Annotated in this window: 11 protein-coding genes; 4 read left to right on the top strand and 7 right to left on the bottom strand. The window is 59.3% G+C overall.

Going from position 1 to position 12,299, the window contains the following annotated elements; genetic code table 11:
* Positions 1-33: 33 nt before the first annotated feature.
* The 6 genes from J3P79_RS18030 to J3P79_RS18005 all read right to left on the bottom strand — a co-directional run bounded on the left by J3P79_RS18030 (position 34) and on the right by J3P79_RS18005 (position 7,154).
* A complete protein-coding gene (locus J3P79_RS18030) occupies positions 34-3,654 on the bottom strand; it encodes a transporter substrate-binding domain-containing protein (RefSeq protein ID WP_434604751.1) in 3,621 nt (1,206 codons plus the stop codon).
* Positions 3,655-3,665: 11 nt separating this feature from the next.
* Positions 3,666-4,292, bottom strand: a complete 627-nt coding sequence (locus J3P79_RS18025) for a response regulator transcription factor (protein ID WP_045155463.1) — start codon at positions 4,290-4,292, stop codon at positions 3,666-3,668.
* 345 nt (positions 4,293-4,637) lie between these two features.
* The gene (locus J3P79_RS18020) at positions 4,638-5,966 is read right to left on the bottom strand and encodes a deoxyguanosinetriphosphate triphosphohydrolase (RefSeq protein ID WP_434604749.1); all 1,329 of its coding nucleotides are present in this window, start codon (positions 5,964-5,966) and stop codon (positions 4,638-4,640) included.
* A gap of 149 nt (positions 5,967-6,115) precedes the next feature.
* A complete protein-coding gene (locus J3P79_RS18015) occupies positions 6,116-6,451 on the bottom strand; it encodes a hypothetical protein (protein WP_039588978.1) in 336 nt (111 codons plus the stop codon).
* Positions 6,448-6,837 (bottom strand): phage holin family protein, encoded by a 390-nt coding sequence (locus tag J3P79_RS18010; RefSeq protein WP_039588979.1) that lies wholly within the window; start codon positions 6,835-6,837, stop codon positions 6,448-6,450. Before J3P79_RS18010 ends, J3P79_RS18015 begins: the two co-directional genes overlap by 4 nt.
* Before the next feature lie 2 nt (positions 6,838-6,839).
* Positions 6,840-7,154, bottom strand: a complete 315-nt coding sequence (locus J3P79_RS18005) for a DUF883 family protein (RefSeq protein ID WP_434604746.1) — start codon at positions 7,152-7,154, stop codon at positions 6,840-6,842.
* Between the two features lie 339 nt (positions 7,155-7,493).
* Between J3P79_RS18005 and J3P79_RS18000 the strand changes: the two genes are divergently transcribed.
* The gene (locus J3P79_RS18000; RefSeq protein ID WP_434604744.1) at positions 7,494-8,702 is read left to right on the top strand and encodes an ammonium transporter; all 1,209 of its coding nucleotides are present in this window, start codon (positions 7,494-7,496) and stop codon (positions 8,700-8,702) included.
* Between the two features lie 7 nt (positions 8,703-8,709).
* On the opposite strand, the gene J3P79_RS17995 is transcribed toward J3P79_RS18000, so the two are convergent.
* Positions 8,710-10,422, bottom strand: coding sequence for a cation:proton antiporter (locus tag J3P79_RS17995; protein WP_434604742.1), 1,713 nt, complete (start codon positions 10,420-10,422; stop codon positions 8,710-8,712).
* Positions 10,423-10,610: 188 nt separating this feature from the next.
* Here J3P79_RS17995 and J3P79_RS17990 point away from each other — a divergent pair, with 188 nt between their 5' ends.
* The 3 genes from J3P79_RS17990 to J3P79_RS17980 all read left to right on the top strand — a co-directional run bounded on the left by J3P79_RS17990 (position 10,611) and on the right by J3P79_RS17980 (position 12,222).
* Positions 10,611-10,847: a glutaredoxin family protein gene (locus tag J3P79_RS17990; protein WP_434611529.1), complete on the top strand. Its 237-nt coding sequence runs from the start codon at positions 10,611-10,613 to the stop codon at positions 10,845-10,847.
* A gap of 91 nt (positions 10,848-10,938) precedes the next feature.
* The gene (locus tag J3P79_RS17985) at positions 10,939-11,259 is read left to right on the top strand and encodes a transcriptional regulator (RefSeq protein WP_434611527.1); all 321 of its coding nucleotides are present in this window, start codon (positions 10,939-10,941) and stop codon (positions 11,257-11,259) included.
* Positions 11,260-11,331: 72 nt separating this feature from the next.
* Positions 11,332-12,222: a pseudouridine synthase gene (locus tag J3P79_RS17980; RefSeq protein ID WP_434604740.1), complete on the top strand. Its 891-nt coding sequence runs from the start codon at positions 11,332-11,334 to the stop codon at positions 12,220-12,222.
* The last annotated feature ends 77 nt before the right edge of the window (positions 12,223-12,299 follow it).

Below are 12,299 nucleotides of genomic sequence, written 5' to 3'. Positions count from 1 at the left end.
CACTGCTAAGCGAACAGCATAGTAAACGCTGGATCAATTTGCCTTGGCGATCTCCGTTTCCAGGGCCTGCTCCAGTTCGGCCATGGCCCGGCCCAGGGCGTGCGTGCATTCATCGATGCGTTCCGGTGAAGAACCTTGCTGGCAGGCCTGTTCCAATGCCTCGCACAATTGGATCAGTGAGGTCGCCTGCACGATGCGGGCGACACCTTTTATCTTGTGCGCTGCCTCGGTGATCGCCTGTCGGTTTGCCCCTCGGGCGACGTCGAGCAGCTCTTGGCGGTCTGCACGGTTGCTCTTGAGCAGTTCAGCCAGCAAGCGCTGGATGGACACAGGGTCGCCACCCGTCAGCATGTGCAGGCTTTGGACGTTGAAAGTGGGGGGGCGGTTGTTGGGCTTGATGGCGCTCATCCATTGATTCAGGGCGTTCAGGCTGATCGGTTTGAACAGGCAGTCGTCCATCCCGGCATCCTTGCAGCGTTGTTTTTCTTCGGGTTGTGCATTGGCCGTGAATCCCAGGATGGTGCAGGGCGATCGTTGTTGCTCGGCCTCGTGCAGACGGATCGCCCCGGCGAGTTCGTAGCCGCTCATGACCGGCATGTTGCAGTCGGCGATGACCAGGTCGAAGTTCCCTTCCTGCCAGGCCTTGAAGCCTTGTTCGCCGTCATGGCTGACATGGTGATGATGGCCGAGATAATCCAGTTGCTGCGACATCAGCAAGCGATTGGCCGGATGATCGTCCACGACCAGGACATTCAGCGGGTACGCGGCTGTTTCAACGACAGGCGCGACGGGAGCGCGAACCTTTGCGTCAGGCAGGATGGCCAAGGGCAGGCAAACCTGGACCTGGGTCCCGGCGCCGGGTTGACTGTTCATGTGAAGTTCACCGCCCATGACCTGGCACAAGTGGCGACTGATCACCAGGCCCAGCCCGGCACCCTTGCGGGCCATCCGGTTACTGTTGTCGACCTGGGCAAACGGCTCGAACAAGCGTTGCAGGTCTGCGGGGCTGATACCAATGCCGCTGTCGCGGATGTCCAATTGCATTCGAAGGGTGTCTTCCCCGATCGTGCGGGACAGTTTCACGCTGACACTCACTTCGCCACGCTCGGTGAACTTCAGGGCGTTGCTGATCAGGTTCGAAATTACCTGTTTGAATCGCAACGGGTCCATCAACACATCCGGATTGCCCTCGGCGGGTTCGAATCGCAACGACAGTGCCAGGTTTTTCTGCCGGGCCAGTCCTTCGAAAACTCGCATCACCGATTGCACCAGCGCCTTGAGGTCGACCCGTTCGGGCGCAAGCCCCAGGTGGCCAGATTCGATACGGGCGATGTCGAGGATATCGCCGATCAGGTCGAGCATGCCGGAGGCCGACTCGTAGGCGACTTCTATTGCCGCGCGGTCCATCTGGCCTTTGTCGGCATGCTTGAGGGCCAGCTCGAGCATGCCGATCACGGCGTTCATCGGCGTGCGGATTTCATGGCTCATGGTCGCAAGGAACGTACTCTTGGCCCGATTGGCGTTCTCGGCCTGCTCCTTGGCGGCCCGCAGTTCTTCGACAAGCTGCCTTCGTTCGCTGATATCGATCCAGCCGCCGATGATGCCTTGCACCTGTGCCGCCGAATTGCGGTAGGGAAGGATCCAGTGGTAGATCGTCAGTTTCCTGTTGCCGATGTGCAGCGGCCGATCAACGATCATGGGCGAGCCTTCAGCCATGACGCGCTGATAATCGGCCAAGTACTCCTGTGCTTCGAAGGCGTTACTCATCGAGTCGGGCATGACTTTTTTTCCGACGACGTCTTCGCGTTTCACATCGAACGTTTCAAGGTAGCTGTCGTTGCAGCTTTGCAGGAATCCGTTGCGATCTCTCACATAGATGGGGTGGGGCGTGCCGTTGAGCAGGGCATGCATGAACTCTACTTGGTCATTGAGGGCCAGTTCCGCCTGCTGGCGTTGCCTGATCTGTCGTTGCATGTAGGCGTTCCATGCCAGCGAGAGCAGGAGCAACAGGCCCGCGCCGGCGGCAACTTGCAAGAACAAGCGGTTATAGGTGCGCCAGGCCATTTCCGACGCCGGGATAAAGCCCCGCCAATGGTTGTTGATAACCCCCAGTTCGTCCGGGTCGATGCTCGACAGGGCCTTGTCGAGAATGGAATTGAGCTCCGTGGCGTCTTTTGCGGCGGCTAATGAGAACATCGCCTGTCGTGTGCCGACGGTGCTGCTGATTTGCAGTGCGTCCCGCAATGCATGGGACGTCATGAAGTAACTGGCCATGACCAGCGAAGTCACGCTCCCATCCGCCTGGCCTTGGGCGACCAACTGGACTGCATTCAGCGAGTCGGTGGTTTCGATTATCTGCAGGCTCGGATACTGGGTGCGTAGCCAATCGATGACGGGGTTGCTTTTGGCGACCGCCAGGCGTTTGCCAGCGAATTGGTCCAGCGTCGTGGGGGCGTCGGACTGTTTGCGTATCAACAGCACGAAAGAGCTGTCCAGGTAGGGGCGGCTGAACTTGAGCACGTTCTGCCGCTCGCGGCTGGGCAGGAGCGCGGCAATGACGTCGGCCTGGTCGTTGAGGACCGCGGCGATCATGTCGTTGTCCGTCCGATGGCGCTGGATATCCAGGCGCAGGCCGGTACGCAGCCTGACCAGCTCAAGCAAGTCGGCGCTGATGCCACGAAAGTCGCCGTCCGGATCGAAAAAAGTAAAGGGGGCAAACGTTTCGTTCACCGCCACCCGTACCGTGGGGTGCTCAGCCAGCCAGCGTTGTTCGCGCTCGGTCAGTTGTATCTTGTGATTGGTGAGGTAAAGATCGCTGCCCGCACTCCAACGCTTGGCAATCGCTGCTTGTTCGGCAATGGGAATCTGGTTCAGCGTAGCGTTGACGATTTCCAGCAACCGGGCGTTGTCTTGCCGTAGCGCAAAGCCGAATCCGTGCGACTCGTGCTTTGCGAAGCTGGCCATGCGGATGTTGCTCAGGTATCCCTTGCTGATCATGTAATGGGTGGAAATGGTGTCGCCGAGGAAAACATCGGACTGCCCAAAGGCGACCGCATTGATGGCGTTCTGGTAGGAGGGGTACGCGGTAATGAGTGCCTTGGGGTAGAGCTTTTCGATCTCGTGCAGCGGCAGGTAGTGATAAACCATGCTAAGCCGCAGCCCTTCGAGATCGTCGGTCAGGGGACGGTTTTCGCTCGTGCGGGTAACCAGGACCGGTTGATCGACGGCGTAGGGCGTTGAAAGGACGACACCTGTGGTTCGGGCTTCGAAACCGTTGGCACTGCCGAGCAGGTCGATTTGTCCATTCTTGAGCGCGTCAAGGGCCGCCTCACGGGAAGTGAACCGCAGGACTTTCATCGGCAGGCCGGTCGCCTTGGCGATGAGGCCCGCGTAGTCGGCGGTCATGCCTTCATAGTCGCGCCCGCTGGTGGAAAGGTCGAAGGGCGGATAGTCAGGCGCAGAGGTTCCCAGGATCAGTTCCCGACGACCTTGCAGCCAGGTGCGATGGGTATCATCGAGCCGGACCTCGATAGAATCCGAAGTCGAGCGACTCAGCAGCGTATAACGTTCGGGCACACTCGAGGCCGCCACGAGGATTCCCGCGTATAACCATGCGCTTAATAATAAAAGGCGTCTGCTTATGCGATTCAACATCCGGTTTTTTCTCACACCAACGCGTTTCGCTTTGCCATTTCAATCAGGTCTACCAAAGACTTGACTTTAAGTTTCTGCATGAGCCGTTTCTTATAGGTGCTGACAGTTTTATTGCTCAGAAACATGCCTTTGGCTATTTCCTTGTTGGTACGGCCCTGGGCGAAAAGTTGCAATACCATCAGTTCACGGTCATTGACGCTTTTGAAAAGATCCAGCTCGATACTGCGAGGATCATCTTGGGAAACCGGTGTAAGTGCCTGGCTCGGGAAGTAGTTGTACCCGGACAACACCGCTTTGATTGCGCTGACAAGTTCGCTGAGATCCTCTTGTTTGCAAACGTAGCCGGAAGCACCGGATTGCATGCAGCGGATACCGAACAGCGTCGGGGATTGCGCAGTCAGTACCAGAGTCTTGAGCGGAGTGGTCATGGCATTGAAGCGCGAAAGGATTTCCAGCCCGTCGAGTTTCGGAATGCTGATATCCAGGATCACCAGGTCCGGCATGCATTCACGCACCATTTGCATCGCATCGACGCCGTTGTCAGTTTCCCCTACGACTTTATAGCCTTCATGCTCCAGCAGCATTCGAACGGCGAGGCGGATGACCGGATGATCGTCGACAATGAAAACGGAGTTCATGAATAAAGTCCCCTACAAGCTTAAATAAAGCGCGCACCTTAGCCCAGTTAAGGTCAGGTCGTGCGAGGAGACAGGCGGACATGGCGAATTTCAGAACTTTCCTACAAAAAAAGAGGCGAGGTACCACGGCGTATTTCGCTTTAGGAAGGCTGAAAGGTGAAAACTGTATGTTTTATTGTTGAGTACTGTAAGTATTTTCGTTATTGCGTATTAAACGGAAAATTTAGTTTCCAGCCACTCGCCAGCGCTTTCCAGGTGGTTGGAGCGTTTAACCGCAAAGTTGGCGTGAGCACAATAGTGGGGTGCCCCCGAGCACACGCGGGGGCGGTGACGTGGCCGGTCATTTCATTGACGCGTACGACCGGTCATTTCCTGGGCCATTTCGCTGGCATAGCTGTCGGTCATGCCGGCGATGAAGTCGATCATCCGAAGGAAGGCACTGTGGAGCGAGCCTTCAGGATCGGGTGCGTTATTGCCCAGCAAGTCGAGAATCCGGCGATTCTTGAACGACGGCGTACGTCCACCGTGTTGTTCAAGGGCGGCGCCGCAGAAGCCGTTGAGCAGGATTTCCAGGGTGGTGTAGGCGCCGATTTCGTTCAGCGTCTTGCGTTTATCCTGGAATATTTTCTTGCGTGCCATGTCCTTGGCGTTCAACACGCAGCGCTTGGCCGGACCGTGCATGTGCTCCACCAAGTCACCGTGTAGCGTGCCCGCGAGCAACGCCTCCTGCTGCTCGACGAATGCCCGGGCAGCCGCGTTGGTGAGGTGTTCGATGGCCTTGCCCCGCAGGATGGCGAGTTTTCGCCGTCGCGAATCCTGTGGCCCGAGTTGACGGTACGTCTCTGGCAGATCGTCACCAACCAGGTCCAGGAGCAGCGATTCCACCTGGGGATACTCCAGCAGGTCCATCTCCACGCCATCCTCCAGGTCGATGAGCGCGTAGCAGATGTCATCCGCGGCTTCCATCAGGTAGACCAGCGGATGCCTTGCCCAGCGCTGGTCCTCGATTTGCGGAAGGCCGAGTTTATGGGCGATTTGTTCCAGCAATGGCAATTCGCTCTGATAACAGCCGAACTTGTGCTTCTTGTAGCCCAGGGAGTCGGCGTGGCGAGCCGTCCAAGGGTATTTCAGGTAGGTGCCGAGGGTGGCATAGGTTAGCCGGGTGCCGCCGTCGAATTGATGGTATTCGAGCTGTGTAAGAACCCGGAATCCCTGGGCATTGCCTTCGAAGTTCAGAAAATCGTTGCGCTCGGCCTCGCTCATCGCGTCAAGCCAGCCGCGTCCCGCCGCCTGTTGGAACCAGTAGCGGATGGCGTCCTCCCCCGAATGGCCGAACGGCGGATTACCGATGTCGTGGGCCAGGCAGGCCGATTGCACCACCATGCCCAGGTCACTGGGCTCGCACCAGTCGGGCAGGGCGCCACGGATCGTTTCTCCTACGCGCATGCCCAGGGAGCGGCCAACGCAACTGACCTCCAGCGAGTGGGTCAGGCGCGTGTGGATATGGTCGTTGCTGGAAACCGGATGCACCTGCGTCTTGCGCCCGAGGCGGCGGAAGGCACCGGAGAAGATGATGCGGTCATGATCCTTGTGGAACGGACTGCGGCCCAGTTCTTCCGGACTGTGCAGCGGTTTTCCCAGGCGTTCGCGAGTCAGCAGGGTGTGCCAATCCAAGGCCGATTGCTCCGTTTGATGAGTCGAAGCCTTAGCTTCCCGGTTCGAGCGATGTCCTGCAAGGCCTGTGGGGCTCGATCAGTTGTGCCCAGGTGTTGCGTTGACAATCGAACCGGGCCCTTCGATGGAAAGGGCCCGGTCAACGGCACTCAAGGTTTGCGTGCGCTCTTGGCAAGCTTGATCAGTGGAATCACCGCCGTAGCCAGCCGGATGAGGCGCGACAAGCCCCCGGAGCGACCGCTGCGGGTTCGCTTGCCACCGAGGAAGCCGAGCAGGCTCACAGCCGCGACGCCCCAAAGCGAGGCGTGCTTGAGGCCGAACCCTTCATGCCAGCTTTGCGTGAACCCGCGTACCCGTTGCAACGGGTGCAGCAACTGGCGTGTTTCCTGGCGGATTTCCTGGCGATGCATTTCCATGCGCAGACGCACCAGTGCCTTGCGCATTTCCTGCCGCGTACGGGCTTGAGGAACATTAGGGCGGCTCATGGCAACAGGCGCTCCCGGTCGTTGGCCAGTTCTTCGAGGGTGGCGTGGAACGGCGAGGACTCATCATAAATCGCTGCCTTGAGTCGAAGCCCGCAGAACAGCGCCGCCAGCAGATAGAACAGACACAGGCCGATGATTCCCGCCAATCGGTAGGTATCCCATACCAGTATCAGCACCAGCGCCGACAGCCCAACCAGCAGCAGCAAGCCAAAAACCAGCGCCAGGCCCGCGAATAACAACAGGCTGACGGTGCGAGCTTTCTGCTCCTGCAGTTCAATGCCGAACAATTCGACGTGACTGTGCAGCAACCCAAGGAACGCCGCGCCCAGGCGACGCGCTGTCGGTTTTGCACCCGTTTCGGGCGATCCGGATTCGTCGATACCCATGATCAGCGCCGTGTCGCCAGCAGTCCGATCAAAAAGCCCACGCCCGCCGCGATGCCGACCGATTGCCAGGGATTGGCCTGCACGTATTCCTCAGTGGCGATCACGGCTGCCTGGCCGCGCTCGCGCACCGAATCTTCCGTCAGCTTGAGGGTTTCGCGGGCGCGCAGCAGGGTTTCGTGGATCTGGCTGCGCAATTCGTCCGCCTGGTCGCCGGCCAGCGTCGCGGTGTGGTCGAGCAATCGTTCGGTGTCTTTGACCAGCGTCTGAAAATCTTCCATCAGGGTTTCTTGAGCAGTCTTTGCCTGGGTTCTGGCCATGGGGTGGATCTCCGTAAGTGACGTCTGAAGCGTTCGAGTATGAGCCCAGCCGGAAGGTTCAGTGCAACTGGCTGGTACAACTTTTGCTCGGGTCTCTGCCATGTACTGGTGCGTTGGCCCGTGACAGTGCGCTGAAGCTGGGCGAAAGCCCGAAAACCTTAACCCAAATAATCAAAACCCGCGAAGCACCTCTAAGCGGGGCGCCACGTCGCCGGCTTTCATGCACCAAAGCGGTTCGTCTGCCCGACAGTGGCGGGAAGATCGTTTCAACTTGGTGCAATGGCAACTGGAATGAACCGTCACGGTGCTCTTTTCCACTTCATCAGGTCTGCCAATACCATGGAAAATCTGCAAAGCGCTGTGGACAGTCTCGTCCATAGCTCCAATACGCTGTTCATCCTGCTCGGCGCGGTCATGGTCCTGGCCATGCATGCCGGGTTTGCATTTCTGGAAGTAGGCACTGTCCGGCAGAAAAACCAGGTTAACGCCCTGTCGAAAATCCTCAGTGATTTTGCGGTTTCGACGCTGGCGTACTTCTTCATCGGCTATTGGATTTCCTATGGCGTGACTTTCCTGCAACCGGCGGCCGTTCTCAGTGCTGACCACGGCTACAGCTTGGTGAAGTTTTTCTTCTTGCTGACGTTTGCTGCCGCGATTCCGGCCATCATCTCTGGCGGTATAGCCGAGCGCGCCAGGTTTGTCCCGCAGCTATGCGCCACCGTGCTGATCGTCGCGTTCATCTATCCGTTTTTCGAAGGACTGGTCTGGAACGGCAATTTCGGCCTGCAGGCTTGGCTGCAAGCACGCTTCGGCGCCGGCTTCCATGATTTTGCCGGCTCCGTGGTGGTGCATGCCATGGGCGGCTGGCTGGCCCTGGCCGCGGTACTTCTGCTCGGACCGCGAAACGGGCGTTACCGGGACGGCCGGCTGGTGGCCTTCGCGCCCTCGAGCATCCCATTCCTGGCGCTGGGTTCCTGGATCCTTATTGTCGGTTGGTTCGGCTTCAACGTGATGAGCGCCCAGACCTTGCCCGGCGTGAGCGGGTTGGTGGCGGTCAACTCATTGATGGCGATGGTCGGCGGGACCGTGACGGCATTGATCGTTGGGCGCAACGACCCCGGTTTCCTGCATAACGGCCCGCTGGCGGGATTGGTGGCGGTCTGCGCCGGCTCAGATCTGATGCATCCCGTTGGAGCCCTGGCGACTGGCGCGATTGCCGGCGGTTTGTTTGTCTGGTGTTTCACCGCGGCCCAGGGCAAGTGGAAAATCGATGATGTGCTTGGCGTCTGGCCCCTGCATGGATTGTGCGGCGTCTGGGGCGGTATCGCCTGCGGGATTTTTGGCCAGGCCGCCCTGGGTGGCTTGGGTGGGGTGAGCCTCGCGAGCCAACTGGTCGGCACTGTCCTCGGCGTGGTGATCGCCCTGGCGGGCGGACTCGCGGTCTACGGTGTGATCAAGGTCGTGCTGGGCTTGCGGCTGACTCAGGAAGAAGAGTACTACGGTGCCGACCTGTCGATTCACAAGATCGGCGCGGTCAACCAGGACTGAGTCATCACTACGGCTCCTTGTCCTGATTGCCGGGATAGAAGCCATGCAGCAAGCCATAGCGCTCGTGACGGACTTGATCCACATGGTGCCGTACCCGCTGTTCGGGCAGTCCCAGCATGATCAGCGCGTGGGAGGCCAACATCAGGCTCGACTCCAGCAATTCCGGAACCACCTCGGTGGCTCCGGCGGCCTGCAACTCAGCCAACTGGCTGTCGTCCCGGGTACGCACCAGGACGGGCACTTGCGCGTTGACCCGCCGGGCTTCCTTGAGCACGGCCATCGCAATGTCCGTCTTGTCCACCGCGATGACCAATAGCCTTGCGCGACCCAGGCCTACGGCGTCCAGCAGATCCGCGCGGCGAGAGTCTCCGTAATGCACGCATCGTTCGCCGACGGACGCTTCACGGATGATGACCGGATCATCATCCAGGGCCACGAACGCCAGGCCCTCCCGGCGCAGAAAACGGCCGATCGACTGTCCCACGCGACCGTACCCGCAAATCACCACGTGACCCGACAAGCCCGCATTGAGCGCGCTGATCTGGTCCAACTGCGCCTCTTCGTTGGGTTTGCGGTGCAGCCGAGCGGCCAGGCGCGGTGCTGCGCGCAACAGCAGCGGCGTCAACAGCATCGAGCAGAAGGTGGCAGCCAACAGCAGGCCGCCGATGTCGCCTGGCATGAGTCGGTTCTGCTGCATCAGCGCCATCAGCGCGAAACAGAACTCACCGCCTTGGGCCAGGGCAAGGCCGCTGCGCCAGGCGGTTTCGCCGTCGCTGCCGCGCCATTTCACCAGGGCGGCGACTACGCAGCCCTTGATGAGCATCAACCCGAGTGTCAGCCCTAGGATCAGCAGCCCATCGTCGACGAACAACTGCAGGTCGATCAGCATGCCGATGCTGACAAAGAACAGCCCCAGCAGGATGTCGCGGAAGGGGCGTATATCGGCCTCGATCTGATGCCGGTAGTGACTTTCCCCAAGCAGCATGCCGGCCAGGAACGCGCCCAGGGCGGGGGAAAGGCCAAGCAGGTGCGTAAGCCACGCCGTCAGCAAAACGATCACCAGGGCCAGCAGCACGAACAGTTCTGCGGACCGCGACGCTGCCACCTCATGGAACAGCCGCGGCAGCAACAAACGGCTGGCCAGCAACAGGCCGCCAAACAGCACCAAGGTCTTGCCCAGCGTCAATGGCAGTGCCCAATACCAAGGCTGTTCACTGCTGCCGGCAAACACCGGCACCAGGGTCAGGAGCAACACCGCGACAACATCCTGAAATAACAACACGCCAATGGCATTCTGGCCGTGGCTGGTGAAGATTTCCCCCAGGCTGGTCAGTTCCTTGCTGACAATGGCGGTGGAAGACAAGGCTAGCCCGGCGCCAAGCAGCACTGCCGCCACCATCGGGACTCCAATGCTCGCCAGCAGCACCGCCAGCAAAACCCCTGAACCCAATACCTGAAGACTGCCGAGGCCAAACACTACGCGACGCAGTTCCAACATCTTCGATAACGAGAATTCCAGGCCCAACGAGAACAACAGGAAAACCACGCCAAGCTCGGCGAGATCGGGCAGCTCTTCGCTGTCGTTGACCCAGTCCAGCGCGGTGGGCCCGACGGCCAATCCGACACACAAGTAGCCGAGTACCGGCGGCAGGCGCAGGCGCCTGAACAGGGCAATGACCACCAGGGACGAGGCAAGGATGATCAGCAGGTTGGCGTACAAGAGACACTCCGTTTCAGGGTTCCGAGGTCCAGCGTAGAACAGGAATAAAATTGAGCATCACCGGAAAGTCATTTTGGCTCAATGATTTGCGTCAGCGTTTTACCAAGGCATTCTGCGACATGGTACGCGGCTCGACGGCTGCGTGGGGCGGGCCTAGAATGGCGATCTGTCTTTTTTGGATACCTGCCATGACACCTGAATGCCAGCTGTTCGGCACCCTGGGTTGCCATCTGTGTGAAGTTGCCGAGGGGGAGCTGATGCCCTTCGTCGAACATGGATTGTTGGTGGAGCTGGTGGATATTGCCGAAAACGAGGCCTTGTTCGAAGCCTATGGCCTGCGCATTCCCGTGTTGCGCAGGATCGATACGGGCGCGGAATTGAACTGGCCCTTCGATTCAGACCAGGTTGCCGCGTTTCTAAGTTGATACCTTCCATCGGCTGGGTCGGTATTACGCGATTGGCGAAAAGACGATCTTCGGTTACTGTATGCCCATACAGCTATCTGGAGTGCATGCCTTGGTCAATGTCGAACAACTGAAAAACAGCGTGAACCGGATGCCCGTGGAGGTTGTGCGCGAGGCGGTGCTGGAGTTGCGTCTGGACGGGCTGGTGACCGAAGGCAAGACACCCTTCAACAAGCTGCACTTCAATACCTGCTTCGCCGAGATAGAAGCGCTGTTCCAGCGCGCCGGCTACCACAAGCAACTGGATGTGGTGGGGTATCAGGGGCTTTTGTATGCGCTGTACGATCCGGGGCGCTGGGAGGCGGTCGAAGTGCTGCGCTGGTTGAAGGAATTCACCGAAGCTGCGGCGCGACCGACGCCGATCACCGCCTGAGTCAATCATCGCTGGGCTGGCCCGCGTGACTGTCGGATAATGCCGAACCCGCAACAGGCTCAAGGGTTATCCATGTCCGATTCATCGTTTTGTGCAGCCCGGCATCAGGCCAGCACGCTGTATTTGCCGCCCGGTGCCTGGCAGACGGTGTTGGATTGTCTCTGCGAGCATTTCAGCGCGATCAGCCGCGAGCAGTGGCAGGACCGCATCGCCCGTGGCCGCGTGCTGGACGCAGAGGGCAAGGCGATTTCCGCTGACCTGCCATACCGTGAGGGCCTGCGCATTCATTACTTTCGGGAGGTGCCCGACGAAAAGCCGATTCCGGTGGTGGAGTCGATTGTCCATGTCGACGAGCACCTGATCGTGGCGGACAAGCCGCATTTCCTGCCCGTCACCCCTGCGGGCGAGTATGTCGAGCAGACGTTGTTGCGAAGGTTGATTCGTCGCCTGGACAATCCTCACCTGGTGCCCTTGCACCGAATCGATCGGCATACGGCGGGGCTGGTGTTGTTTTCAGCCAATCCGGACACCCGCTCGCTTTTTCAATCCTTGTTTCCGACGCGACGGATTGAAAAATACTACCAGGCCATCGCTCCCGCGTTGCCTGGGGTGACGTTTCCCCGGGTGCACAAAAGCCGGATGGTCGGTGGGGAGCCATTCTTCCGGATGCAGGAAGGGGCAGGCGAGCCCAACACCGAAACGGCCATGGAAGTGCTTGAAAGGAACGGGGACCTGTGGCGCTACGGCCTGTACCCAGTCACTGGTAAAAAGCATCAGCTACGGGTTCACATGAACGCCTTGGGCGCGGCTATCTGTAATGATCCGTTCTATCCGGATGTGGTGCGAGACGCCGAGGACGATTATGCCAATCCGCTCAAGCTGCTGGCCCAGGGTGTGCGTTTCGTCGATCCGCTTACGGGGCAGGAGCGGTTTTTTGAAAGCAGGATTTCGTTGGGATGGTAGCCGCCATCGTTTCGAGCAGGTAACAAAAAGCCCGCAATAAGCATTGCGGGCTTTTCTTTATCTGGCGGTGACGCTGG

The organism is Pseudomonas sp. R1-7, from assembly GCF_051132105.1.
GTDB lineage: Bacteria > Pseudomonadota > Gammaproteobacteria > Pseudomonadales > Pseudomonadaceae > Aquipseudomonas.
Note: the sequence above shows the minus strand (reverse complement) of the source record. Positions and strands in the feature narration are given on the sequence as shown.